This is a genomic window from Nocardioides sp. P86, from assembly GCF_023712465.1.
In the GTDB taxonomy this organism is placed as follows: domain Bacteria; phylum Actinomycetota; class Actinomycetes; order Propionibacteriales; family Nocardioidaceae; genus Nocardioides; species Nocardioides kribbensis.
The window spans coordinates 67579-93457 of sequence record NZ_JAMAYE010000003.1 but is presented as its reverse complement, the minus strand read 5'-3'; the positions used below and the strand labels follow the sequence as shown (position 1 = coordinate 93457).

The following is a 25879-nucleotide window of genomic DNA, read 5'->3' as shown; positions in this document are numbered from 1 at the left end:
ATGAGCAGCGAGACCAGCGCCCCTGCGACCGGCACCCGCGAGTCCACCTCCGCCACGCCCCCCGGCGGGGTCGAGCACGTCGACGTCCTCATCGTCGGCGCCGGCCTCTCGGGCATCGGCGCGGCCTGCCAGCTGCGCGCGGGCCACCCCGGTCGCAGCGTGGCGGTGCTGGAGAGCCGCGGGGCCAGCGGCGGCACGTGGGACCTCTTCCGCTACCCCGGCGTGCGCTCGGACTCCGACATGTTCACCTTCGGCTACCGCTGGCGCCCCTGGCCCAGCCACACCGCGCTGGCCGACGGCGGCCTGATCCTCGACTACGTGCGCACGGTCGCCCGCGAGCAGGGCGTCGACCGCCTCGTCCGCTACCACCACAAGGTCCTCGGCGCCGACTGGGACTCCGCGGCCGCGCGCTGGACGGTGCGCATCGAGCGCGACGGCGAGCCGCTCACCATGACCTGCGGCTTCCTGTGGGGCGCCACGGGCTACTACGACTACGAGGAAGGCCACACCCCGGTCTTCCCCGGCCGCGAGCGCTTCCAGGGCCAGGTCGTGCACCCCCAGCACTGGCCCGAGGACCTCGACTACGCCGGCAAGAGGGTCGTCGTCATCGGCTCGGGCGCCACCGCGATCACGCTGCTGCCCTCGATGGCCGGCACGACCGAGCACATCACCATGCTCCAGCGCACCCCCACCTACATCCTCCCGCAGCCCGGCGAGGACCCCTGGTCGAGGCTGTTCGACAAGCTGCCGCTGCCGGCCGCGGTGACCTACCCGGTCGTGCGGTGGAAGAACGTGCTGCGCCTGGTGGCCAGCTACCAGCTGGCCCGCCGCTTCCCGCGGCAGGCCAAGGCCGTCATCCGCCGCTTCACCGAGCCCCAGCTGCCCGAGGGCGTCTCCTTCGACGAGCACTTCCAGCCGTCCTACGACCCGTGGGACCAGCGCCTGTGCGTCGTGCCCGACGGCGACCTCTTCAAGGCCCTGCGCGCCGGTCAGGCCTCGGTGGTCACCGACACCATCGAGACCTTCGACGAGACCGGCATCGCGCTCACCTCCGGGGAGCACCTCGACGCCGACATCATCGTCACCGCCACGGGCCTGAAGCTGCTCGCCTTCGGCGGCCTCGAGCTCAGCCTCGACGGGGAGCGGATCGACGTCTCCCAGGCGATGTCCTACAAGGGCCTCATGCTCAGCGGCGTGCCCAACTTCGCCTACACGATCGGCTACACCAACGCCTCGTGGACCCTCAAGGCCGACCTGGTGGGGGAGTACGTCGTGCGCCTGCTCTCCCACCTCGACGAGCACGGCCTGCGCGCCGTGGTGCCCGTGCGCGACGAGTCGGTGGGGGAGCGGCCCTTCATGGACCTCGCCTCCGGCTACATCCAGCGCGCCCTCGACGACCTGCCCAAGCAGGGCGACCGCGCGCCGTGGATGCTGCGGCAGAACTACCTCCAAGACGTGCGCACCATCCGCCGCGACCGCATCGACGACGAGGCCCTCGCCTTCTCCTGACCGCCCGAGCGCACCGGTCCGGCGTACGCCACGGGCGCCCCGGTGTGACGCGGGGCGCACCCCGCGCTCACCCGAGGGGTGAGGCCGGGCTCGGTGCACGGTGGTGCACTGGAACGCAGAACGCACCCCTCGACCGAGGGGGACACCCCGACCGAACGGAGCACGTGATGGGCATCGGCGACAAGATCAGCAACAAGTCCGAGGAGCTCGGCGGCAAGGCCAAGGAGACCACCGGCCGCGCGACCGGCGACGAGCAGCTCGAGGCGGAGGGCAAGGGCGACCAGGCCTCGGCCGGCGTCAAGCAGGGCGTCGAGAAGCTCAAGGACGCCGCCAAGGACATCAAGGACGGCCTCACCAAGTGAGACCTGCCCTCCCGCCGCGCACCGCGGCCGGGAGGGACGGCTGAGACCAGACGCACACCGCGTCGAATCTCGATCGACGGGCTGCACCCCTAGACTGGGGAGCAGCCCGTTCCGTCTTGCCTCGGGCTTCGCCGGACCCGCACCACCCGGTCCGCGCGCCGCCTCCGTCGGAGGCACCCGCTCCTCTCGCCCGTCACGGGCCAGTCGTGCAGCCAATCATTGGCGAGACACGCCCACAGTGAGTGACTTCTTCGTGTCCAACGCATCGTCCAACGCTTCGTCCAACGCTTCCTCCACCCGTTCCTCCGGCACCGCCGGCGCGGGCTCCCCGAGCTTCGCCGCCCTCGGCGTGCCCGCCGACCTCGTGGCGATCCTCGCCCGCGACGGCATCACCTCCCCCACCCCGATCCAGGCCGCGACGCTGCCCGACTCGCTGGCCGGGCGCGACGTGCTCGGCCGCGGCCGCACCGGCTCCGGCAAGACCTTCGCGTTCCTGCTGCCGCTGGTGGCCCGCCTCGTCGAGTCGTCGCTGCCCGCGACGGCCAAGCGCCCCCGCGCGCTCGTGCTGGCCCCGACCCGCGAGCTGGTCAACCAGATCCACGAGGCCCTCAAGCCGCTGGCCAAGGCCGCCGGCCTCACCACCCAGACCGTCTTCGGCGGCGTGGGTCAGAACCCCCAGGTCGCCGGGCTGCGCCGCGGCACCGACATCGTGCTGGCCTGCCCCGGCCGACTCGAGGACCTCATCTCCCAGGGCCACTGCCAGCTCGGCTCCATCGAGGTGACCGTGCTCGACGAGGCCGACCACATGGCCGACCTCGGCTTCCTGCCCGGCGTGCGCCGGATCCTGGAGAAGACCCCCGTCGAGAGCCAGCGCCTGCTGTTCTCGGCCACCCTCGACAACGCCATCGACGTGCTGGTCAAGCGCTTCCTGCGCAACCCCGTCACCCACTCCGCCGACTCCGCGCAGTCGCCGGTGGCGAAGATGGACCACCACGTGCTGCACCTCTCGCGCGAGCAGCGCGTGCCGGTGCTGGTCGACCTGGCCAGCGCGCCCGGTCGCACCGTGGTCTTCACCCGCACCAAGCACGGCGCCAAGGCCCTGGCCCGCCAGCTCAACAAGAACGGCGTGCCCGCCGTCGAGCTGCACGGCAACCTGTCGCAGAACGCGCGCGTGCGCAACATGGACGCCTTCCACGCCGGCCAGGCCAGCACGCTGGTCGCCACCGACATCGCGGCCCGCGGCATCCACGTCGACGACGTGGCCCTCGTGGTCCACGCCGACCCGCCGGCCGAGCACAAGGCCTACCTGCACCGCTCGGGCCGTACGGCGCGCGCGGGCGCGGCCGGCACCGTCATCACCCTGATGACTGCCGAGCAGGTGCGCGACGTGCGTGACCTGACCCGCGCGGCCGGCATCAAGCCGACCATCACCAAGGTCGACACGATCTCCCACCCGATCCTCACCACGCTGGCCCCCGGTGAGCGGGTCCTCGTGCCCGGCGGCCTCGGCGTCAGCACCCCCGAGCCCGCCCCGCGCGGCTCCGGCGGCAGCGGTGGCGGCTCGGGTCGCTCCGGCGGCCGCGGCGCCGGCGGCGCGGGCGGCGGCACCCGCCGTCGTCGCAGCGGCGGCGGCACCTCCTCGGGCGGCTCCGGCTCGTCCTCGCAGGGCGGCGGTCAGGGCGGCCAGGGTCGCGGGCGCGGCCAGGGCTCCGGTGCGGCCAAGCCCGCCGGCGGGCCCGGCGGGCGGTCGGGCGCTGCCCGGCGTACCGGTGGGTCGGGGCAGGGCGGCTCGAGCCACAGCGCCGCGTCCTTCAGCGGACGCCGGGGCTGACCGCAGGCGACGTAAGGTCGGAGGAGTGAGCCCGGTGCGTGAGTTCGTCAGACGGTCCCTGTGGGACGTCGTGCCTCGCGACCACCGGGACGACCCCGCCGTGCTGAGGCGGCGCCAGATCGTCACGGGTGTCTTCGTGGTGATCGGCGCCGCCGTGCTCGGCTTCTCGCTGCGCATCGAGCCGGGCTCGGGCTGGTTCTACGTCTCGACGCTCGTCCTGGCCTCGGTGTGGATCCTCGGCGCCTTCACCTCCGGCCCGCTCCACCTCGGGCGCATCGGGCACGCCGAGCGGCTGCGCCGCCCGGTGCTCTCGCCGATCCTGCTGGGCGCGGCGATGGTCGGGGTCTTCGTGTTCGGCGCGCTGCTGATCCGCGAGATCCCGCTCTTCGACCCCCTGGTGCGCCAGATCCAGTCGGTGCTCGACTACACCGTCGAGGGGCCCTGGCCGCTGCTGCTCTTCGTGACGGCCGTCAACGGTGTCGCCGAGGAGCTGTTCTTCCGCGGTGGCGCCTACGCCGCCACCCCGCGCTACCCCGTGCCGGTCACCACGGTGGCCTACACCGTGGCCACGCTGGCCACCGGCAACGTCATGCTCACCTTCGCCGCCGTGCTCCTCGGCGTGGTGGTCGGCCTGCAGCGTCGCGCCTCGGGCGGCATCCTCGCCCCGATCCTGACCCACCTGACGTGGTCGATCTCGATGCTCTTCCTCTTGCCGCTGATCTTCCTCTGATCGTCCTCCGCGCCGCGGACCCGTCCTCGGGCCCTCCCGCGGTGGCGGGCGCTGACCTCATGCGTCGCGTGGCGGCGGATCCACGATCCGCACGGCGCACGGCCGGGCGCCCGCATCGGACCCGGCTCAGGTCTGGTCGTCCTCGGCCACGGCGCGGCGCACGGCCTCGGCGTAGCTCAGCGGCTCGCCGGGCACGACGTCGCGGATGGAGTAGTCGGTCTGCAGGACCTCGTTGCCCATCGAGTCGATGAGGTTGGCCGCGGTGGTGGTGTCGACGCCCGTGACCAGGCGGATCCACCACGACGAGAGCACCGGCGTGCCCACGGGGAGCTGGATGATCGGGATGTCGCGGCCCAGGATCTCCTTGGCCGCGCCGCGCATCATGCCGACGTAGCTCAGCTGGTCGGCGCCGCCAACCTCGAAGACCCGGTCGTAGGCCTCCTCCTTGCCGGTGACGCCCACGATGTAGCGGATGACGTCGTCGATCGCGATCGGCTGGGTGCGGGTGGCGGCCCAGCGCGGCACGACCATCGCGGGCAGGTTCTTCACCAGCCCACGCGTCATCTCCCACGACACGCCGCCGGCGCCGACGACGATCGCCGCACGCAGCACCGTGACGGGCACCCCGGAGGTGCCGAGCAGCTGCTCGACCTCGCGGCGCGAGCGCAGGTGGGGGGAGAGGTCGTCGTCGTCCTTGCCGAGGCCGCCCATGTAGACGATCTGGGTGACGCCGTTGGCGGCCGCGGCCAGCCCGAAGGCGGTGGCGGCCTCGGCGTCCTTGCGCTCGAAGTCGTTGTCGTCGAGGGAGTGCACCAGGTAGATGGCGACGTCGACGTCGGTCAGCGGCTCGGCCAGCGTGCCGGGGTCGAAGACGTCGCCGTAGACGGCCTCGCCCTGCCCCTCGTAGGTGTCGGGGTGGCGGGTCATCGCCTTGACGTGGTGACCGGCCTCGACCATCGCAGGCACCAGCCGCTTCCCGATGAAGCCGGTGGCGCCGGTGACGAGGACGGTGAGACTCATGGGGCCAGCGTAGGGGGTGCGACCTGGCCCGCCGTCCAGGAGCGGGGGGCTCGGGCCCGAGGGGTGAGAAACCGCCGGGACGCCTGGCCGGCCGGGGGCAGGGTCAGTCGGTGCCGCGCCGGGCGCGCTCGGCGATCCGGTCGCGCTTGGCCTGGTCCATGGCCGACTCGTAGGCCGAGACCAGCCCGGCGATCGAGAGCGGCTTGAGCCGCTCGACGACCTCGCGGATGGTCTCGGGAGAGGCGCCGGCCTCCTTGTAGGCGGGCCACACCATCGTGCGGAAGACCTGGTTGAGCTCCTCGGCCAGCTGGCGGCCGTGGGCGGCGTAGACCTGGGCCGAGGCGACCGCGGCCTCGGTGGGGAAGCCGAGGTCGAGCAGGCTCAGCCCCACCGGCAGCTGGGTGAGCGCCACGGCGTAGCGCCCGCGGCGCGTCGGCACGGCGATGCCGAGGGCGGCCAGCGTGGAGAGGTCGTCCTCGCCCAGCTCGCGCCCTGCGCGGGTGGCGAGCTCGGCGACGCTCATCTCCTCGGGCACGTCGGCCTGCCACGGCGCCAGCATCGTGCGGTGCAGCGCGATGTCCTCGGGGGTGGCGTCGGCGGGGATCGCGGCGACGTAGCGCTCGATGGCCGAGAGCGTGAAGCCGTGGCTCTGCAGCTCGGCGACCAGCTCGAGGCGCGCGACGTGGTCGGGGGTGTAGTAGCCGGAGCGGCCGCGACGGATCGGGGGCGGCACGAGGCCCTTGGTGGTGTAGAAGCGCACGTTGCGCACGCTGATCCCGGCGCGCTGGGTCAGCTCGTCGAGGGTCATCAGGTCCTTGGTGGCCCCGGCGCCGTTCTCGTCCATCCTCGTCCTCCCTCCTGCTGCTGCTTGCCGTGCTGCGTGTCGTGATGCCCGTCGTGATGCCTGTCGTGATGCTGCCGTGGCGCCCGCCCGCCGCTGACGCGGGGGGCGGCGACCTGCCGGTCAGGCAGGACATCCTGCCGGTGTGGTGGCCGACACACGCACGGGGGCGCGGGCGGTGCCGCGATCCCTTGACGACAGTGACAGCAATAGTGTCACAATCGACGCACAGACATCGAGCACCGAGGACGGTCATGGCAGAAGCATTCGTGTACGACCACATCCGCACACCGCGCGGCAAGGGCAAGGCCGCCGGATCGCTGCACGAGGTGAAGCCGGTCGACCTCGTGGTCGGGCTGCTCGACGAGCTGAAGGTGCGCAACCCCGGCCTCGACCCCCACCGCGTCGACGACGTGGTGCTCGGCGTGGTCACCCCCGTCGGCGAGCAGGGCGGCGACATCGCCAAGACCGCCGCGCTGAAGGCGGGCTACCCCGACACGGTCGCCGGCGTGCAGCTCAACCGCTTCTGCGCCTCGGGCCTCGAGGCCGTCAACCAGGCCGCCGGTCGCATCCGCGGCGGCATGGAGGACCTCATCCTCGCCGGTGGCGTGGAGTCGATGAGCAACGCGCCGATGGGCTCCGACGGCGGCGCCTGGGCCCAGGACCCCGCCACCGCGCTCGCCACCGGCTTCGTGCCCCAGGGCATCGGCGCCGACCTCATCGCCACCATCGAGGGCTGGAGCCGCGAGGACGTCGACGCCTTCGCCGCCGAGTCCAACCACCGCGCCGCCAAGGCGTGGGCCAACGGCTATTTCACCGACTCGGTCGTGCCGGTCAAGGACATCAACGGCCTCACGGTGCTCGACCACGACGAGCTGATCCGCCCCGACACCTCGGTCGAGGGCCTGGCCGGCCTCCGGCCCAGCTTCGCCCAGATGGGTCGCGACGCGGGCTTCGACGACGTCGCGCTGGAGAAGTACCACTGGGTCGAGAAGATCGACCACGTCCACCACGCCGGCAACTCCTCGGGCATCGTCGACGGCGCCGCGCTCATGGCCATCGGCACCGAGCAGGTCGGCGTCGACCTCGGTCTGACCCCGCGCGCCCGGATCGTGTCGATGGCCGTCTCGGGCGCCGACCCGACGATCATGCTCACCGGCCCCGCCCCGGCCGCCCGCAAGGCGCTGGCCAAGGCCGGCCTCGAGGTCGGCGACATCGACCTCTTCGAGATCAACGAGGCCTTCGCGGCCGTCGCGATGCGCTTCATGCGCGACATGGGCATCACCGACGAGATCACCAACGTCAACGGCGGCGCCATCGCCATGGGCCACCCGCTCGGGGCCACCGGCGCGATGATCCTCGGCACCCTCATCGACGAGCTCGCCCGCCGCGACCAGCGCCGCGGCCTCGCCACGCTCTGCGTCGGCGGCGGCATGGGCATCGCCACGATCGTCGAGCTGGTCTGAGCCCCGCGCACCCGCGCGGACCTACCAGCCCCCTCCCGGCGTACGCGCCGACGCCCGTCACAGACCCAGACAGGACCCACACACGCATGAGCACCACCACCACCGAGCAGACCGCCGTCCGCTACGACAAGGACGCCGACGGCATCGTCACCCTCACCCTCGACGACCCGCACCAGTCGGCCAACACCATGAACGCCCTCTACACCTCCTCGATGAAGGCCGTCGTGGACCGCATCGAGGACGAGCTGGCCGCCGACGCCTCGAGCGTCACCGGCGTCGTGATCGCCAGCGCGAAGAAGACGTTCTTCGCCGGCGGCGACCTCAAGGGCATGGTCACCGCGACCCCCGACGACGCCGCGAGCGTCTTCGCGATGGCCGAGGGCGTCAAGGAGCCGCTGCGCCGCCTGGAGAAGCTGCCCGTGCCGGTCGTCTCGGCCATCAACGGCGCCGCGCTCGGCGGCGGCTTCGAGATCTGCCTGGCCACCAACCACCGCATCGTCGTCGACGACGACAAGATCGCCCTCGGCCTGCCCGAGTCGTCGCTGGGCCTGCTGCCCGGCGGCGGCGGCGTGACCCGCATCGTGCGGCTGCTCGGCCTCCAGGCGGGGCTGATGGAGGTGCTGCTCACCGGCACGCAGTTCAAGCCGGCCCAGGCCAAGGAGAAGGGCCTGGTCGACGAGCTGGTCGCCACCCGCGAGGAGCTCCTGCCCGCGGCCAAGGCGTGGATCAAGGCCCACCCCGAGGCGACCACCAACCCGTGGGACGCCCCCGGCTACAAGATGCCCGGCGGCAACCCCAAGGGCCCGGCCCTGGCCGGCTTCCTGCCCGCCTTCCCGGCACTGCTGCGCAAGCAGACCAAGGGCGCGGTCTACCCCGCCGCCCGCGCGATCCTCTCGGCCGCCGTCGAGGGCGCCATGCGCGACTTCGACACCGCCTCGCGCATCGAGTCGCGCTACCTGGTCAAGCTCATCACCGAGCAGGGCTCGAAGAACATGATCCAGGCGTTCTTCTTCGACCTGCAGGCCATCAAGTCCGGCTCCATGCGCCCGCAGGGCATCGAGCCCTTCAAGGCCACCAAGGTCGGCGTGCTCGGCGCCGGCATGATGGGCGCCGGCATCGCCTACTCCTGCGCCCGCGCCGGCATGGAGGTCGTGCTCAAGGACGTCTCCGACGAGAACGCCGCCAAGGGCAAGGCCTACTCCGAGGGCCTGCTCGACAAGGCCATCTCGCGCGGCAAGTCCACCGAGGAGAAGAAGGCCGAGCTGCTCGGCCGCATCACCGCCACCGGCGACGCCGCCGCCCTGGCCGGCTGCGACCTGGTCATCGAGGCCGTCTTCGAGGACCCCTCGCTCAAGGCCAAGGTCTTCGCCGAGGTGGCGCCCTACGTCAACGACGACGCGCTGCTGTGCTCCAACACCTCGACCCTGCCGATCACCGAGCTCGCCGAGGGCGTCGACCGCCCGAAGGACTTCATCGGCCTGCACTTCTTCAGCCCCGTCGACAAGATGCCGCTGGTGGAGATCATCCGCGGCGCCGAGACCTCCGACGAGGCGCTGGCCAAGGCCTACGACGTCGTGCAGCAGATCCGCAAGACCCCGATCGTGGTCAACGACAGCCGCGGGTTCTACACCTCGCGCGTCATCGGCTTCTTCGTCAACGAGGGCCTGGCCATGCTCGCCGAGGGCGCCCACCCGATCTCCCTGGAGCGCGCCGCGACGCAGGCGGGCTACCCCGTGGGCACGCTGCAGCTGACCGACGAGCTCAACATGGAGCTCATGGCCAAGATCGAGAAGGCCACCCGCGAGGCCGCCGAGCGCGACGGCACGCCGTACGCCATCCACCCCGGCACCGCCGTGGTGCAGCGCATGCTCGAGCTCGAGCGCCCCTCGCGCCTCAAGGGCAAGGGCTTCTACGAGTACGCCGACGGCAAGCGCCAGGGCCTCTGGGCCGGCCTCGCCGAGGAGTTCCCGGTGGCGGAGGAGCAGATCCCCTTCGAGGACATGAAGGAGCGGATGCTCTTCGCCGAGGCCCTCGAGACGGCCAAGTGCTTCGAGGAGGGCGTCATCACCTCCGCCGCGGCCGCCAACATCGGCTCCATCATGGGCATCGGCTTCCCGCCCATGACCGGTGGCGCCGCGCAGTACATGACCGGCTACCAGGCCGCCGACGGAGAGATCGGCCTGGCCGCCTTCGTCAAGCGCGCCGACCAGCTGGCCGAGCGCTACGGCGACCGCTTCGCCCCCACCGCCCACCTCCGCTCCATGGCGGAGAAGGGCGAGTCCTTCCCGGCCTGACACCGGGCCCGCGAGGGCTACCGGGCCCACCGGACCAGCACGACACCGCGGCGGCGGGCCCTCGACGGGTCCGCCGCCGCGGTGCGTCCTGACCGATCGGCGGAGACCGCGGGTCCTCCGAACGGCCGACCCCCTGGTCGGTCCGGGTCATTTGCCCGCGGAGGCCTCCTGGGGCAGCGCCCGCGCGGCCAGGATGGTGGCGTGACCTCCCCCCGGCCCGCCGTCGACGTGCGCGCCCTCCACGTGCGCTTCGGCGAGGTGGAGGCGGTCGCGGGCGTCGACCTGGTGGCGTACGCCGGCCAGGCCACCGCCCTCCTGGGCCGCAACGGCGCGGGCAAGTCGACGACGATGCGCGTGCTCGCCGGCGTCGTGCCGCCCACGTCGGGCACCGCCCGCGTCGCGGGCCACGACGTGCGGCGCGAGCCGCTGCGGGTCAAGCAGTCGGTGGGCTACTGCCCCGACGTGGGCGGGCTCGTGCCCCGCGCGACGCCGTGGGAGCACGTGCAGCTCTCCGCGCGGCTGCGCCGCCTCGACCGCGCGTGGCGCACCCGCCCGGTGGGCTGGGAGCAGCGCGCCCGCGACCTGCTCGAGCGCTTCGAGCTCGGCGACGTCGCCCACCGGGTGACGGCCGGCTTCTCCCACGGCATGGGCCGCCGGCTCTCGGTGGTGCTGGCCGCGCTGCACGAGCCCGACGTGCTGCTGCTCGACGAGCCCTTCGACGGCGTCGACCCGATCGGCGTGGAGGCGACCCTCGAGGTCGTCGCCGACGCCCGCGCCCGTGGCGCCTGCGTCCTGGTCTCCACCCACCTGCGCGAGCTGGCCATCGAGGCCTGCTCGACCGTGACCGTGCTGCGGGGCGGTGCCCAGGTCGCCACCCTCCCGGCCGCCGACATGGTGGGGGAGGACGGCGCCCGTGCCTACCGCGGCCTCCTCGACTGAGCGCTGGCCCGGCTCCGGCCCGCCGCGTCGTCCCGGGGCCGCCGCCCGCTGGCGCGCCGCACCCGCCGACGCGTGGCACGCCGTGGTCGACACCGGCCACCTGGTCGCCTTCCGCGCCGGCACCGTGCGCAGCCGCAGGGTCCTCGTCGCGCTCGCCGCCGCCTTCGTCGCGCTCACCGCGGCGGCCGCGGTCGTGCCGGCGTGGACCCCCGGCGCGGGCTCGGGGGAGGGCCGCAGCCTCGACGTGCTCCTGCTGCTGCCCACCGCGATGGCGGGCTTCCTGCTGCTGGCGCTGGTCTCGGCGGTCGTCTCCGGGGGCGGGCGCGAGCTGCTGGCGCGCGACCCGGCCGCGGTGCACCCGGTCAGCCCCACGACCGACCACCTCGGGGCGCTGGTCCTCGCACCCCTCAACATCGCCTGGCTGCTGCAGGCCTGGACGCTGCTGGGCAGCACCGCCTACGCCGTGGGCCCGGGCCGCGGCGGCGCCGACCTCGCCGCCGCGCAGGTCGGCATGCTGCTGTGGCTGGCCCTGGCCACGGCGCTCGCGCAGGTCGTCGCGTGGAGCCTGGAGGGCCTGCGCCGCCTGCGCGGCGGTGTGCTGGCCGTGCGCCTGCTCGGCCTCGGGGTGCTCGCCGCGGGGCTGGCCCTGCAGGCCACCGGCCGGCTGGTGCCGGCCCTCGACCGCGGCCCGACCGTGCCGGTGCTGGGCGGCCTCGTGGGCGGCCCCGGCTCGCGGTGGGGCCTCACCGTGGCCGGCCTGCTCGTGGCGACCCTGCTCGCGGTCGCCCTCGGCGCCGTGCCGGCCCACCTGGCGGCGCGCCGCCACCCGCGCGACGAGCAGGGCAGCGAGACCGCGCACCACGAGGCCCGCCCGCTGGCCCGCTGGCCGCTCACCGCGCTCGTGCGCACCGACCGGGCCTCGGTGTGGCGCGCGGTACCGATGCGACGCGGTCTGCTGGTGCTCGCCGTGGGCCCCGGCCTGGTCGCCCTGCTGGGCGGGCTGCGCTGGGACACCATGACGGTGCTCCCCGGCCTGGTCGCCTCCGGCGGAGCGCTGCTCTTCGGGGTCAACGCGTGGTGCCTCGACGGCCGCGGCGGTCGCTGGCGCGAGAGCCTGCCGGTCGACCCGGCCACGGTCTTCGACGCGCGCGCGTGGGTGCTGGCGGAGTTCCTGCTCGCGGCTTCGCTGCTGACCACCGCGATCGCCGCGGTGCGCGCCGGGGTGCCGAGCGCGGCCGAGCTCGCCGCGATCACGGCCACGCTGGCGGTGGTCACCGTGCAGGTGGTCGCGGCCGCGATGCGCTGGTCGCTGGCCCACCCCCACGCGGTCGACCTGCGCTCGGCCCGCGCGACCCCCGCCCCGCCGCTGGGCATGGTCGGCTACTCCACCCGCCTCGCGGTGAGCACCACCGTGACCGGCCTGGTCTTCTCCGGGCTCAGCCGCGCCGAGGGGTGGGCGCTGCCGGTGCTGTGCGCCGTACCGTTCCTGGCGTGGTCGTCGTGGCGCCTGCTGCGCACCCGCCGCCGCTGGCTCGACCCCGTCGAGCGCGCCCGCGTCGTGCTGACCGTCACCGCCTGACGCCGCGCGCCGCTCTCGCCGGGGGACGTCATGCGCTGTGTGGATGCGCCTCCACGTCCCGCATGACGTCCCGCATGACGTCCCGCCTCGCAGCCCCACGAGCCGGCCCCGCCCCCGGGGGGCGCCACCGCGCCGGCGACCCGCAGCCGCCCGCGCGCCCGTGAGACGCCCGTCACCCGGCTGCCTCTAGGGTGCGAGGCATGGACTTCTCCCCCTCGCCGCGCGCGGCCGACCTGACCGCCCGGGTGGCGGCCTTCATCGCCGAGGAGGTGGCGCCGGTCGAGGCGGAGTACCACGCCGAGCTCGCCCGCCGCCGCGCCGACCGCAGCGGGCCGAGCCCGTGGGAGCCGCAGCCGGTGCTCGAGGAGCTCAAGGCCAAGGCTCGCGCGCAGGGCCTGTGGAACCTCTTCCTGCCCAAGGAGCACGCGGGGGAGTACGCCGCGCGCTTCGGCACCGACGGCGGCGAGGGCCTCACCAACGTCGACTACGCCCCGATCGCCGAGCTCACCGGCCGCAGCGCCATCGCGCCGCTGGTGCTCAACTGCAACGCCCCCGACACCGGCAACATGGAGGTGCTGCTGCGCTACGGCACCCAGGCCCAGCGCGACGAGTGGCTCGACCCGCTGCTCGACGGCCGGATCCGGTCGGCCTTCACCATGACCGAGCCCGGCGTGGCCTCCTCCGACGCCACCAACATGGCCGCCACAGCGGTCGTCGACGGCGACGAGGTCGTCATCAACGGGCGCAAGTGGTGGTCGACCGGCGTCGGCCACCCCGACTGCCGGATCTTCGTCTTCATGGGTCTCACCGACCCCGACGCCGACCGCCACCACCGTCACTCCATGGTGCTGGTGCCGCGCGACACCCCCGGCGTCAGGATCGAGCGGCTGCTCTCCACGATGGGCATCCAGGACGAGCCGCTCGGCCACGGCGAGGTCTCCTTCACCGACGTGCGGGTCCCGGTCTCCAACATCCTCAGCGGCCCCGGCGAGGCCTTCGGCATCGCCCAGGGCCGCCTGGGCCCCGGCCGCGTGCACCACTGCATGCGCCTCATCGGCCTGGCCGAGCTGGCGCTGGAGCTGGCGTGCCGCCGCGGCCTCGAGCGCGAGGCCTTCGGCAAGCCGCTGGCCAACCTCGGCGGCAACCGCGAGCGCATCGCCGACGCCCGCATCGCCATCAACAGCGCCCGCTTGCTGGTGCTCGACGCGGCCTGGAAGCTCGACGTCGGCGGCCCGCTCAACGCCCTCTCCGAGGTCTCCCAGATCAAGGTCGCCGTGCCCACCATGGCCCAGCAGGTCATCGACATGGCCATGCAGCTGCACGGCGGCGGCGGTCTCTCCGACGACCACCCGCTCGCCGCGGCCTGGACCTCGGCCCGCGCCCTGCGCCTGGCCGACGGCCCCGACGAGGTGCACCGCGGCGTGGTCGCCCGCCTCGAGCTCGGCCAGTACGGCGCGCGCCGGTGAGCGCCCCTGCGGCCGAGCGGGCCGGCGCCCCGCTGCGCGTGCTCGTCACCGGCGCCGCCTCGGGGCTCGGCGAGGCGCTCAGCGAGGCCTTCGAGGCCCGCGGCGACGAGGTGCTGCGCACCGACCTGCGCGCCCCCGACGGCGGCCTCGCCCTTGACATCACCTCCGACGACGACTGGGCCGCCGCGGTGGCCGAGGTCGAGCGGCGCTGGGGCGGGCTCGACGTGCTGGTCAACAACGCCGGCGTGGCCGGTGGCGGCCGGCTCGACGTGGCCACCCTTGAGGAGTGGCACTGGATCTTCGAGATCAACCTCTTCGGCGCCGTGCGCGGCACCCGCGCCTTCGTGCCGCTGCTCAAGCGGCAGGGGTCGGGGGCGATCGTCAACGTCGCCTCGCTGGCGGGCCTGGTCCACCCGGCCGGGATGGCGTCCTACAACGCGGTGAAGGCCGCGGTCGTGGCGCTCACCGAGACCACCGGCCACGAGCTGGCCGGCCACGGGGTCAGCGCCCACGCGGTCTGCCCGTCGTACTTCCGCACCAACCTGATGGACTCCCTGCAGGGTGCCGACGCCGCGCTGGGCGCCACGATGGCGCGGCTGGTGGAGCGCTCCCCGATCACCGCCGCCGACATCGCCGCGGCCGTGCTCGAGGGCCTCGACGCCGGCGCCGAGCTGATCGTGCCCGACCAGCCCGCCCGCGACGCGTGGGCGCTCAAGCAGCACGACCGCGCCGCCTACGACCAGGTCATGCGCGCCCAGGCGGCCAAGCTCGAGAGGAACGCACCGTGAGCACCCCCACCGACGGGCCCGCCCCGGACGGCAACCCCGCCAAGGCCCTGCGCGAGGAGGACGCCTTCGACACCGCGGCCGTCGAGCGCTGGCTGGGGCGCGGGCCGATCACGGAGGTGCGCCAGTTCCGCGGCGGCGCCTCCAACCTGACCTACCTGCTGGCCATGGCCGAGGGACCCGACCTGATCCTGCGGCGGCCCCCGGTGGGCCGCAAGGCCAAGGGCGCCCACGACATGGGTCGCGAGCACTGCATCCAGGCCGCTCTCGCGCCGGTCTTCCCCTACATCGCGCCCCAGGTCGGCCACTGCGACGACGAGTCGGTCATCGGCTCGGAGTTCTACGTCATGGAGCGCCTCGAGGGCACGATCCTGCGCCAGGACTTCCCCGAGCAGCTCCGCCCGGTGGCCCCCGAGACCGCCGACGCGCTGTGCCGCCGCGCGCTCGACGTACTCGTCGACCTGCACTCCGTCGACGTCGACGCCGTGCCCGAGCTGGCCGCGCTCAGCCGTGGCGAGGGCTACGTCGCCCGCCAGGTCTCCGGCTGGACCCGCCGCCTGGCCGACGCGCGCACCGAGGAGACCGGCGACTGGTCCGACGTCACCGGCTGGCTCGACGCCCACCAGCCCCCCGACGCCGGGCGGGTGCTCATCCACAACGACTACCGCTTCGACAACCTCGTGCTCGGCCCCGACCTCGAGGTCGCCGGCGTGCTCGACTGGGAGCTGGCCACCGTCGGCTGCCCGATGATGGACCTCAGCTGCACCTCGGCCTACTGGGTGCAGGCCGACGACGACGAGCTCTTCCAGCTCTTCCGCCGCCAGCCCACCACCACGCCGGGCATGTGGACCCGCGAGGAGCTGGCCCGCCGCTACTGCGAGCGCACCGGCCGCACCCTCAGCGGGCGCGACTGGACCTTCTACGAGGTCTTCGGCCTCTTCCGCCTCGCGGTGATCGCCCAGCAGATCTGGTACCGCTACGCCACCGGCCAGACCACCAACGAGTCGTACGCCGTGCTGGGCCAGGTCGTCCCCTACCTGGAGGCCCGCTGCCGCCGGCTGGTCGGCGAGGCCGACTCCGGGGCCGGGTCCGACTCCGGGGCCGGGGCCTGATGGGTCTGCTGCTGCTGGTGCGGCACGGCCAGGCCAGCTTCGGCGCCGACGACTACGACGTCCTCTCGCCCACGGGGTGGGAGCAGGGCCGCCTGCTGGGGGCCTCGCTGGCCGCCGCCGGCGCGCGCCCCACGGCGCTGGTGCGCGGGTCGATGCGCCGGCACCGCGAGACCCTCGAGGCGCTCGTCGACGGCGCCGGCCGGGGGAGCGGTGACACCGGGACACCCGAGACCCCCGGGGTCACGGTCGACGCCGGCTGGGACGAGTTCGACCACCTCGGCGTCGTGGGCGCCCACCCCGACCTGCTGGGCGACGACGCGTGGAGCGACCGGCGCGCCTTCCAGACCGCCTTCGTGGAGGCGACGCGGCGCTGGACCGCGGGCGAGCCGGGCGCCGACGGGGCGGCGTACCCGGAGTCGTGGGGGGAGTTCCTGGGCCGGGTGCGCGGCGCGCTGACCGCCGCCGCCGCGGCGACCGGGAGCGGCGGCACGACGCTGGTCGTGACCTCCGGCGGCGCGATCGCCGCGGCCTGCGCCGCGCTGGTCGACCCCGAGGAGACCGACGAGGCGCGGCTGGCCCGGGCCTGGAGCCGCTTCAACACCGTGTGCGTCAACACGGGGGTGACCCGCGTGGTGGTCGGCTCGACCGGGCCGCGCCTGCTCACCTTCAACGAGCACCCGCACGTCTCCGGCGACACGCTCACCTACCGGTGACGCCCGGTGACGCCCGGTGAGCGCCCGGTGAGCGCCCGGTGAGCGTCCCGTGACGGGCGCGTGGGTGCGTCACGTGGCCCGGGTCGTGCTCGGTGGCTTCCTCCTGGTCGCCGGCGTGGCCCACCTCGTCGACGTCGAGGCGTTCCTCGCCCAGGTGCCGCCGTGGCTGCCGGCCCGCGAGGCGGTGGTGCTGGTCTCCGGGGTGGTCGAGCTGGCCCTGGGCGCGGCGCTGCTGCTGGCGCGCGGGCGGCGACGGGCGCAGGTCGGCCTGGTCGTCGCGGCCTTCCTCGTCGCGGTCTTCCCGGGCAACGTGAGCCAGTGGCTGACCGGTGCCGACGCCTTCGGCCTCGAGACCGACGGTGCGCGGCTGGCCCGGCTGTTCTTCCAGCCGCCGCTGGTCGCCTGGGCGCTGTGGTGCACCGGCGGCTGGGGGCTGCTGGTCGAGCTCCTCGGACGCCGACGGGGTGCCGGGGAGGGCCCGGTCAGACCAGGCGCTTGAGCACGCCGAGCGGCGCGTGCTTCATCACCAGCGACAGCGGGGCCCACGGCAGCGGCGGCACGCACGCGGAGTCGACCTGCTTCTCGATGGCGGCCACCATCGCCCGCACGCCCTTCTCGGTCGAGGCCATGAGCGGGGTCGACGAGGCGACCTGGTCGTTCATCTCCGAGGCGATGTAGCCGGGGTAGAGCACGGTGACCTTGACCGTGCGGGCCAGCGGTGTGCCGTGCAGCTCGTGGCGCACGCCCTCGGCGAGGTACGCCGCGCCGACCTTGGTGGCGGCGTAGGTGGTCATCGACCTCGGCAGCGCCCGCATGGCCGACATCGAGGAGACCACGACCAGGTGGCCGGCCTCCTGGGCGCGGAAGACGGCCATGGCCGCCTCCACCTGGCTCAGCGCGCCGACGAAGTTGGTCATCGCGGTCTCGCGGTTGACGTCGGCGCGACCGGTGCCGAGCGCGGCGCCCTTGCCGAGCCCCGCGTTGACCACCACCCGGTCGAGGTGACCGAAGGTGGCGCGGAAGTCCTCCACGACGGCCGGCACGGCCTCGTGGTCGGTGACGTCGAGGGCGCGCAGCTCGACCCGCCGCCCGGGGTGGGCGGCCAGCACCTCCTCGCGCAGCTGCTCCAGGCGGTCGGTGCGCCGGGCGCACAGGGCGAGGTCGTGCCCGCGGGCGGCGAGCTGGCGGGCCATCTCCGCGCCGAGCCCGGAGGAGGCGCCGGTGATCAGGGTGGTCGGCATGGCCCCGAGTCTGGCGCAGCACCCCCCACCGACCGCCACCGGCTCCGGCGTACCCCCGTCGTCCCACCCGCCACCTCCGCCCCACCGGTCGGCCCGGACCCGCGCCTACCGGCCGAGGCGTGGGCCGACAGGTGCGGGTTTCACCGGCCGGCTGGCGAAACCCGCGGACGCCCCGGACCCCGTCGGCCCGGGCCGGGCAGCCACGCCGTCGCGTGGGGTCGGCCCGGGCCTGCATCCCCACCAGCCACGGCAGCCCCACCGGTCGGCCCGGACCCGCACCTGTCGGCCGACGCGTGGGCCGACAGGTGCGGGTTTCACCGGCCGGCTGGCGAAACCCGCGGCCCGCGGCACCGCCCCACCAGCCCCGCACAGGCACCGGAGTGACCCGGGCCACGCAAGGTCTCGGATGAGACACGGTTCGAATCCATGGCGCCGGGGCCGTTGACATCACCCGGTCGGATGGATTCAGGTGTCTTCTGGCCGCGTCATTTGCCGGAACATCGGGTGTCGGCACGTGGTCGTCTCGGAGTGAGGGAGTTTTCGTGACGAATCTTCACGCCCGTCGCAGTGCGCGCCAGCGTGCACTGGGCGTCGTGTCCGCGAGCGCGATCGCGGTAGGGCTGGTGGCGACGGTCTCGACCGTCGCACCCGCCCAGGCCGCCGACAGCGCCGGCGGCATCAAGAAGCTCGACCGGGCCGCCGTGGACGCCTACGAGGCCGGTCGCTACATCGTCCTCATGCAGCAGCCCAGCGCCGCGGCCTACACCGGTGGCATCCAGGGCCTCGCGCCCACGAAGCCGGCCGCCGGCCGCAGCTTCGACCCGCGCTCCGGCGCGGCGACGGCCTACCGCACCTTCCTGGAGAAGCAGCAGCGCCAGGTCGCGGCCGCGGTCGACGCCACCGTGACGCGCAGCTACACCACCGCCACCAACGGCTTCGCCGCCCAGCTCACCGGCGAGCAGGCCACCGCCCTGGCCGCGGCCAAGGACGTCTACGCCCTGGTGCCGGTCGAGGCCCGCACCCCCGACGCGGTCCCGCAGAACACCGCGCAGACCCTCGGCATGTACGGCAAGAGCGGCGTCTGGGCCAAGCACGGCACCCAGGCGAACGCCGGCTCCGGCATCGTCGTCGGCGACCTCGACACCGGCATCTGGCCCGAGAACCCCTCCTTCTCCGGCGAGGAGCTCAGCAGCGCCCCGACCGGCCCCTGGGCCGCGCGGATGGACCCGCTGGGCAACACCACCATGAAGAAGGCCGACGGCGGCACCTTCCGCGGCGCCTGCGAGACCGGCACCGGCGACGACTGGGACCTCAGCGACTGCTCGACCAAGATCATCGGCGCGCGCTACTACCCCGACACCTTCGTCGACACCGTGCCCCCCGAGGAGGTCGCCGAGGGCGAGTTCATCTCCCCGCGCGACGGCGGCGGCCACGGCAGCCACACCGCGAGCACCGCGGCCGGCAACGTCGTCGACGACGTGAGCGTCGACGGCATCGAGTTCGGCGAGGTCACCGGCATGGTGCCCGGCGCCTCGATCGCCTCCTACAAGGTCTGCTGGGAGGACACCGACCCCGACACCGGCGGCTGCTACACCGACGCGATCCTCTCCGCGATCGACGACGCCGTGCGCGACGGCGTCGACGTCATCAACTTCTCGATCTCCGGCGCGACCGACACCGTCGTCGACCCGGTCGAGATCGCCTTCGCCGGTGCGGCCGACGCGGGCGTCTTCGTCGCCGCCTCGGCCGGCAACAGCGGCCCGACCGAGTCGACCGTCGCCCACAACAGCCCCTGGCTGACCACCGTGGCGGCGTCGACGTACCGCAACTTCGACGGCACCGTCGAGCTCGGTGACGGCACCCGCTACCTCGGCGCCATGATCGACGGCACCGGCGTCCCGGAGCAGACCCCGCTGGTCGACGCGGCCGAGGCCGGGGTCGCCGGCGGCGACGCCGCCGAGGCCGGGCTGTGCGCCCCCGACAGCCTCGACGAGGCCGCCGTCGACGGCGCCGTCGTGGTCTGCCTGCGCGGCACCTACGGCCGCGTCGAGAAGTCGACGGAGGTCGCCCGCGCCGGCGGCGTCGGCATGATCCTGGTCAACCCGGCCGAGAGCAGCCTCGACGCCGACCTGCACCCCGTGCCGACCGTGCACCTGCAGAGCGCCGACCTGCCGGCGATCGAGGCCTACCTCGACACCGACGCGCCGACCGCGGCCCTGCTGCCCGGCAACCAGACCGACCTGCCCTCGGCGGCGCTGCCCCAGGTCTCCGGCTTCTCCTCGCGGGGCCCGGCCAACGCCAACGAGAGCGACATCCTCAAGCCCGACATCTCCGCCCCCGGCCAGAGCGTGCTCGCCGCGGTCGCCCCGCCGTCGAACAGCGACCGCGACTTCGACCTCTACTCCGGCACGTCGATGGCCGCGCCGCACATCGCCGGTCTCGGCGCGCTGCTGATGGCCGAGAACCCGACCTGGACCCCCCAGATGGTCCAGTCGGCGATGATGACCACCGCCACCAGCACCCGCACCGCGGGCGACAAGGCCTCGCGCGACGCCTTCGCCCAGGGCGCCGGCCAGGTCACCCCGGCCTCGATGTTCCGCCCGGGTCTCTTCGTCACCTCGACCTCGCGGCAGTGGTACGGCCTCATCGCCGACCAGGGCTTCGACACCGGCGTGAAGCCGGTCGAGGCCAAGGCCGTCAACATCCCCTCGATGGCCGACCACGCGGTGGTCCAGAGCACGACCTTCACCCGCACCGTCACCACGCAGGGCAAGGGCACCTGGAAGGTCTCGGCCAGCGTGCCGGGCTTCACCACGAAGGTCAGCAAGAAGTCCTTCAGCGCGGGCAAGGCCGGCGTCAAGCGCAAGCTGGTCATCACCTTCACCGCCAAGGACGGCGTGGAGCTCGACCGCTGGGCCAAGGGCTTCGTCAAGCTCACCGGCACCACCTCGGCCCGCATGCCGGTCGCTCTCAAGCCGGTCGCGCTCGACGCCCCGGCCGTCGTCACCGGCGAGGGCGCCGACAGTGACGTCGACGTCACCGTGACCAGCGGCACGACGGGCACGATCGACCTCACCACCCAGGGTCTGGCCCAGGCCGACTCGGTCGAGGACTCCGTGGCCGTCAACGACTCGGCGGCCTACTGCGTGCCCGTCACCGAGGGCAGCCCCCTGCTGCGCATCGACGTCGACGCCGCCGACGACCTCGCCGACCTCGACCTGACCGTCATCCCGACCAACGCCGAGTGCTCGGCCGCCGTCGGCGCCCAGGTCGTCTCGGCGACCGGCTCGGCCGACGAGTCGGTGACCATCGAGGCTCCGGACTCCCCGGCCGTCGCGGTCTTCGTGGACGGCTTCGCCTCCGGCCCGCAGGGCTCGCCGATGGACTTCCGGATGGACGTCTACGACCTCGGCACCGCGGCCCAGGGCTCGCTCACCGCGACCCCGGACCCGCTCGAGGTCACCGCGGGCGAGGAGTCGACGTACTCCCTGGCCTGGACCGGTCTCGACGCCGACGCCCGCTACCTCGGTCGCGTGCTCTACGGCGACACCGGGATCACCACGCTGCTGGAGGTCACCACGGCCACGCCGTGACCCACCCGCACCGCTGAGCAGCACCCAGCACCACCCGACGGCCGTCCCGCACCTGCGGGGCGGCCGTCGGGTGTTTCCGGGCCTGCGCCGCGGTGCTGGATACCCGGTATGCATACGTGGTATACATACCGAGTAGGGCGCGGGTGCGCCCACCACGAGGAGGTCCCCATGTCGGTCAAGCAGGCGCTGCTGGCGCTGCTGGAGCAGGAGCCGATGTACGGCAACCAGCTCCGCACGGAGTTCGAGCAGCGCACCGGGTCGACCTGGCCGCTCAACGTCGGGCAGGTCTACACCACGCTGACGCGCCTGGAGCGCGACGGACTGGTCGAGGCCGCCGGCGCCGACGCGGAGGGCCACGAGCGGTGGCGCCTGACCCCGGCGGGGCGCGAGGAGGTGGCGGCGTGGTTCACCACCCCCGTGGCGCGCACCCAGCCCCCGCGCGACGAGCTGGCCATCAAGCTCGCCCTCGCGGTCACCGTGCCCGGCGTCGACGTCGGCGCGGTGATCCAGCAGCAGCGCAGCGCCACGATGCGCGCGCTGCAGGACTACACCCGACTCAAGCGCCAGGCCGGTCAGGCCGGCCCCGGTGGTCGTCAGGGCGAGGCGCCGCGCGCCGACCTCGCCTGGAGCCTCGTGCTCGACTCCCTGGTCTTCGCCTCCGAGGCCGAGATCCGCTGGCTCGACCACTGCGAGGCCCGGCTGCGCCGCGCCGCGCTCGAGCGCCCCGAGCCGTCGGCCGCCGACCGGTCGGCCGACGCCCGCGTCGAGGGCGAGGCCCTGCGATGAGCGCCTCGTCGTCCCGGTCGACCCGACCGGGTGCCCCCACCGCCGCCGCGCCCGCGGTGCCCCGGCCCGGCGTGCTCCTGGCCGAGCAGGCCGTGGTGCTGCGCCGTGCCGAGGACCGGTGGCTGGCGCAGAGCGCCCGCCGGCTGGCGGCCTGCCCGCGCGCCACGCGCGGAGCCCGTGGACGGGTGGCCGTGCGATGAGCGCCGTGCTCGAGCTCGACCGCGTCTCACGCGTGCACGGCGAGGGCGACCTGCAGGTCCACGCGCTGCGGGCGGTGTCCTTCGCGGCCCACGCCGGCGAGCTGGTCGCGGTGATGGGGCCCTCGGGCTCCGGCAAGTCGACCCTGCTGACCCTCTCCGGCGGTCTCGACACCCCCACCGACGGCGCCGTGCGCGTCGAGGGCTCCGACCTCGGGGCGATGGGGGCCAAGGAGCGCGCCCGCATGCGCCGCACCTCGATCGGCTACGTCTTCCAGGACTTCAACCTCGTCCCGGCTCTCACCGCCGTCGAGAACGTCGCCCTGCCGCTCGAGCTCGACGGCGTGCGCACCCGCGCCGCCCGCGCGGCCGCGCGCACCGCGCTGGAGGAGGTCGGCATCGGCGAGCTCGCCGACCGCTTCCCCGACCTGATGTCGGGAGGCCAGCAGCAGCGCGTGGCCATCGCCCGCGCCGTGGTCGGCGAGCGGCGGCTGATCCTGGCCGACGAGCCGACCGGCGCCCTCGACACCGAGTCGGGCGAGGACGTGCTGCGCCTGCTGCGCGCCCGCTGCGACGCCGGCGCCGCCGGTGTGATGGTCACCCACGAGGCCCGCCACGCGGCCTGGGCCGACCGGGTGGTCTTCCTGCGCGACGGCGTCGTCGTCGACGACTCCGGCGCCACGCCCGTCGACGCCCTGCTCGACCAGGGCGCGCACCGGTGAGGGGGCCCCTCGCGGGCTGGCGGCTGCCGCTGCGCCTGGCCTGGCGTGACGCCCGCCGGGCCAAGGGGCGCAGCCTGCTCGTGCTCGTCATGATCGCGCTGCCCGTGATGGGGGTGGCCGCGGCCGACACGCTCTACTCCACCCAGAGCGTCTCCGGGGTCGAGGGCCTCGAGCGGCGCCTCGGCACCGCCGAGGCACGGGTCTCGCTGGCGCCGGGGTCCCGCGAGGCGGTGCAGGACGCCGACCCCGACACCGGCGTGAGCGCCGTGGGGCCGAGGCGCGAGCCCGGCCGGGCGACGCTCACCGACGTCGAGCGGGTGCTCGGGGTGAGCGACCTGCCGGCGGTGGAGCTGGAGACCGAGTCCACGCGGGCCGCGACCGACGACGGGCAGACCTACGTCGAGCTCACCGGCACCGACCTGCTCGACCCGCTCACCCGCGGGCTCGTGGAGCCCGTCTCGGGCCGGCTGCCCCGCACCGACGGCGAGGCCGTCGTCAACGCCGACCTCGCCGAGCGTGGCCCCGGTGTGGGCGAGGAGCTCGAGCTCGCCGGGGGCACCCGCCTGGAGGTCGTGGGGATCGTGGAGTCGGCCCAGGGCCGAGGCTTCCCCATGGCGTGGGCGCGACCGGCCGCCGTCGAGGGGCAGGGCGCCGGCAGCACGCTGCTCATCGGCGGAGCCGCGGTCACCTGGGAGCAGGTGCGCGCCCTCAACGCCCTCGGCGCCACCGTCCTGTCGCGCGCCGTCGTCACCGACCCTCCGCCGGAGTCGGCCCTGCCCCCCGAGATCCAGGGCTTCGACGAGGGCGTCGACGAGGCCACCGTCACCGTGCTCGCGCTGGTCGTGGTGATGGTGCTCATCGAGGTGGTGCTGCTCGCCGGACCGGCCTTCGCCGTCGGCGCCCGCCGGCAGTCGCGCACCCTCGCCCTCATCGCCGCCGCCGGCGGCGTGCCCGGGCAGGCGCGCCGGGTCGTGCTGGCCACCGGCGTGGTGCTCGGATCGCTGGGCGCGGTGCTCGGCCTCGCCCTCGGGCTGCTGGCGGCGGTGGCGCTCACCCCGGTGCTCCAGGGCTTCTCCACCACCCGCTTCGGCCCCTTCGACGTCACCTGGCTGCACCTGGCGGGCATCGCGGCCTTCGGCACCCTCAGCGCACTGCTCGCCGCCGCGGTGCCGGCCTGGATCGCCTCGCGCCAGGACGTCGTGGCCGTGCTGGCCGGGCGTCGCGGCGACACGCGCGCCTCGCGGCGCTCCCCGCTGCTGGGCCTGGTGCTGCTCGGGGTCGGCGTCGCGGGAGCGGCGTACGGCGCCTCCGGCGGCGGCGAGATCGCCATCGCCGCCTCGGCGATCGTCTCGGTGCTGGCCATGATCCTGCTCGTGCCGGTGGTCGTGCTCGCCGTGTCGCGCCTGGCGGGCCGGCTGCCCCTGCCGCTGCGCTTCGCGGCGCGCGACGCCGCACGTCACCGCACCCGCACGGTGCCGGCCGTCGCGGCCGTGGCCGCGACCGTCGCCGGCGTGGTCGCGCTCGGGATCGCGGTGAGCAGCGACGAGCACCAGAACCAGGAGACCTACCAGCCGAGCCTCGCCGACGGCTACGGGCTCGTCACCGCCTACGGGGGCGGCGTCGACTGGCCGGCCTACCGCGACGCGGTCGCCCGGACCGTCCCGGAGGAGGACGTCTCGACGGTGCAGGCGCTGGTCCTGCCGGTGGAGGGGCGCGGCTTCCGCCAGCTCGAGGTCGCGCAGCCGGGTGACAGCGACCCGCTCCTCGTCTCGGTCGGCGGCCCCTTCGCCAGTGCCACCCTGGTCGCCGACCGCCTCCCGCCCGGCCTCCCGGGCATCGACGCCACCGAGGCCGACCGCGCCTCGCGGGTGCTCGCCTCCGGCGGGGTCGTGGCCTTCGCCTCGGAGGCCGTCGACGGCGCCCGGGTGGTCCTCAGGACCGCCGAGTACTCCGGGCGCGGGCGGGTCGTGGACCGCCAGCGGCTCGAGGTGGCCGGCACCTACGTCCAGGTCGACGGCGACTACTCCCCGGTCGACGCGGTCGTCGCACCCGCCGTGGCCGACCGCCTCGGTGGTCGCACCCGGGTCACGGGCCTCGTCGTCGACGCCCCGATCACCGAGGCCGCCGAGCGCAGCGTCGGCGAGGCGCTGACCGCCCTGCCCGGACAGGCCTCCCTCGACGTCGAGCGCGGCTACGTCGCCGACGAGGAGACGGTGGTCGTGCAGCTCATCCTGGCCGCGCTGGGAGCGGTGCTCATGCTCGGCGGCACCCTGACGGCGACGTTCCTGGCCCTCTCCGACGCCCGGCCCGACCTGGCCACGCTGTCGGCGGTGGGGGCCAGCCCGCGCACCCGCCGCGCGATCGCCGCGGCGTACGCCCTCGTGGTGGGGCTCGTGGGCGCGGTGCTGGGAGCGCTGGTGGGGGCGATCCCCGGCGTCGCCATCACCTACCCGCTCACCGGGCCCGGGAGCAGCGGGACCACCGGCGGTCCGGCGACCTACCTCGACGTGCCGTGGCTCTTGGTCACCGGCGTCGTGCTCGGCCTGCCGCTGCTCACCGCCGCGGTGGTCGGCCTCACCGCCCGCTCGCGGCTGCCCCTGGTGGCGCGGCTCGACTGAGGCCGCACGCCCTCGTGTTACCGACCGTTGCGACCACCACCCGACCGTCCTGACTGTCGGGTAGTGGTCGCAACG

At 74.4% G+C, this 25879-nt stretch carries 21 protein-coding genes; 18 read left to right on the top strand and 3 right to left on the bottom strand.

Annotated features, from left to right (window positions below):
* The 4 genes from M3673_RS13935 to M3673_RS13920 all read left to right on the top strand — a co-directional run bounded on the left by M3673_RS13935 (position 1) and on the right by M3673_RS13920 (position 4432).
* A complete protein-coding gene (locus M3673_RS13935; RefSeq protein ID WP_251534408.1) occupies positions 1–1509 on the top strand; it encodes an NAD(P)/FAD-dependent oxidoreductase in 1509 nt (502 codons plus the stop codon).
* A 167-nt stretch (positions 1510–1676) separates the two neighbouring features.
* Positions 1677–1871, top strand: a complete 195-nt coding sequence (locus M3673_RS13930; protein ID WP_056865028.1) for a CsbD family protein — start codon at positions 1677–1679, stop codon at positions 1869–1871.
* 238 nt (positions 1872–2109) lie between these two features.
* A complete protein-coding gene (locus M3673_RS13925; protein ID WP_251534407.1) occupies positions 2110–3702 on the top strand; it encodes a DEAD/DEAH box helicase in 1593 nt (530 codons plus the stop codon).
* A 100-nt stretch (positions 3703–3802) separates the two neighbouring features.
* A complete protein-coding gene (locus tag M3673_RS13920) occupies positions 3803–4432 on the top strand; it encodes a CPBP family intramembrane glutamic endopeptidase (protein ID WP_251534406.1) in 630 nt (209 codons plus the stop codon).
* Positions 4433–4558: 126 nt separating this feature from the next.
* On the opposite strand, the gene M3673_RS13915 is transcribed toward M3673_RS13920, so the two are convergent.
* Together M3673_RS13915 and M3673_RS13910 are read right to left on the bottom strand one after the other, a co-directional pair.
* Positions 4559–5452 carry an NAD(P)H-binding protein gene (locus M3673_RS13915; protein WP_056865025.1) on the bottom strand — a complete coding sequence of 298 codons (894 nt, stop codon included), beginning with the start codon at positions 5450–5452 and terminating at the stop codon, positions 4559–4561.
* 103 nt (positions 5453–5555) lie between these two features.
* Positions 5556–6296, bottom strand: coding sequence for a MerR family transcriptional regulator (locus tag M3673_RS13910; RefSeq protein ID WP_056905175.1), 741 nt, complete (start codon positions 6294–6296; stop codon positions 5556–5558).
* Positions 6297–6547: 251 nt separating this feature from the next.
* On the opposite strand from M3673_RS13910, the gene M3673_RS13905 reads away from it, so the two are divergent.
* The 9 genes from M3673_RS13905 (at position 6548) to M3673_RS13865 (ending at position 17146) form a co-directional block, all read left to right on the top strand.
* The gene (locus M3673_RS13905) at positions 6548–7759 is read left to right on the top strand and encodes an acetyl-CoA C-acetyltransferase (RefSeq protein ID WP_056865023.1); all 1212 of its coding nucleotides are present in this window, start codon (positions 6548–6550) and stop codon (positions 7757–7759) included.
* A gap of 86 nt (positions 7760–7845) precedes the next feature.
* Positions 7846–10053, top strand: a complete 2208-nt coding sequence (locus tag M3673_RS13900; RefSeq protein ID WP_251534405.1) for a 3-hydroxyacyl-CoA dehydrogenase NAD-binding domain-containing protein — start codon at positions 7846–7848, stop codon at positions 10051–10053.
* Positions 10054–10254: 201 nt separating this feature from the next.
* Positions 10255–10992 (top strand): ABC transporter ATP-binding protein, encoded by a 738-nt coding sequence (locus M3673_RS13895; RefSeq protein ID WP_056865021.1) that lies wholly within the window; start codon positions 10255–10257, stop codon positions 10990–10992.
* Positions 10967–12571 carry a hypothetical protein gene (locus tag M3673_RS13890; protein ID WP_251534404.1) on the top strand — a complete coding sequence of 535 codons (1605 nt, stop codon included), beginning with the start codon at positions 10967–10969 and terminating at the stop codon, positions 12569–12571. The genes M3673_RS13895 and M3673_RS13890 overlap by 26 nt, the downstream gene beginning before the upstream one ends.
* 200 nt (positions 12572–12771) lie before the next feature.
* Positions 12772–14037 carry an acyl-CoA dehydrogenase family protein gene (locus M3673_RS13885; RefSeq protein ID WP_251534403.1) on the top strand — a complete coding sequence of 422 codons (1266 nt, stop codon included), beginning with the start codon at positions 12772–12774 and terminating at the stop codon, positions 14035–14037.
* The gene (locus M3673_RS13880; RefSeq protein ID WP_251534402.1) at positions 14034–14825 is read left to right on the top strand and encodes an SDR family NAD(P)-dependent oxidoreductase; all 792 of its coding nucleotides are present in this window, start codon (positions 14034–14036) and stop codon (positions 14823–14825) included. The genes M3673_RS13885 and M3673_RS13880 overlap by 4 nt, the downstream gene beginning before the upstream one ends.
* Positions 14822–15934 carry a phosphotransferase family protein gene (locus M3673_RS13875; RefSeq protein WP_251534401.1) on the top strand — a complete coding sequence of 371 codons (1113 nt, stop codon included), beginning with the start codon at positions 14822–14824 and terminating at the stop codon, positions 15932–15934. The genes M3673_RS13880 and M3673_RS13875 overlap by 4 nt, the downstream gene beginning before the upstream one ends.
* Complete coding sequence (locus tag M3673_RS13870; RefSeq protein WP_251534400.1) at positions 15934–16647, top strand: histidine phosphatase family protein; 714 nt, start codon at positions 15934–15936, stop codon at positions 16645–16647. Before M3673_RS13875 ends, M3673_RS13870 begins: the two co-directional genes overlap by 1 nt.
* A 49-nt stretch (positions 16648–16696) precedes the next feature.
* Entirely contained in the window at positions 16697–17146 is a 450-nt protein-coding gene (locus M3673_RS13865) for a MauE/DoxX family redox-associated membrane protein (protein WP_251534399.1), read from the top strand.
* Here the strand turns inward: M3673_RS13865 and M3673_RS13860 are convergent.
* Entirely contained in the window at positions 17130–17888 is a 759-nt protein-coding gene (locus tag M3673_RS13860) for an SDR family oxidoreductase (protein WP_251534398.1), read from the bottom strand. The genes M3673_RS13865 and M3673_RS13860 overlap by 17 nt on opposite strands.
* Positions 17889–18481: 593 nt before the next feature.
* Here M3673_RS13860 and M3673_RS13855 point away from each other — a divergent pair.
* The 5 genes from M3673_RS13855 to M3673_RS13835 all read left to right on the top strand — a co-directional run bounded on the left by M3673_RS13855 (position 18482) and on the right by M3673_RS13835 (position 25804).
* Positions 18482–21481, top strand: a complete 3000-nt coding sequence (locus M3673_RS13855) for a S8 family serine peptidase (RefSeq protein WP_251534397.1) — start codon at positions 18482–18484, stop codon at positions 21479–21481.
* 168 nt (positions 21482–21649) lie between these two features.
* Positions 21650–22267, top strand: coding sequence for a PadR family transcriptional regulator (locus M3673_RS13850; protein WP_056865012.1), 618 nt, complete (start codon positions 21650–21652; stop codon positions 22265–22267).
* Positions 22264–22467 carry a hypothetical protein gene (locus tag M3673_RS13845; protein WP_251534396.1) on the top strand — a complete coding sequence of 68 codons (204 nt, stop codon included), beginning with the start codon at positions 22264–22266 and terminating at the stop codon, positions 22465–22467. The genes M3673_RS13850 and M3673_RS13845 overlap by 4 nt, the downstream gene beginning before the upstream one ends.
* Positions 22464–23186 carry an ABC transporter ATP-binding protein gene (locus tag M3673_RS13840; protein ID WP_193661805.1) on the top strand — a complete coding sequence of 241 codons (723 nt, stop codon included), beginning with the start codon at positions 22464–22466 and terminating at the stop codon, positions 23184–23186. The genes M3673_RS13845 and M3673_RS13840 overlap by 4 nt, the downstream gene beginning before the upstream one ends.
* Positions 23183–25804, top strand: a complete 2622-nt coding sequence (locus M3673_RS13835) for an ABC transporter permease (RefSeq protein ID WP_251534395.1) — start codon at positions 23183–23185, stop codon at positions 25802–25804. The genes M3673_RS13840 and M3673_RS13835 overlap by 4 nt, the downstream gene beginning before the upstream one ends.
* Positions 25805–25879: the final 75 nt, after the last annotated feature.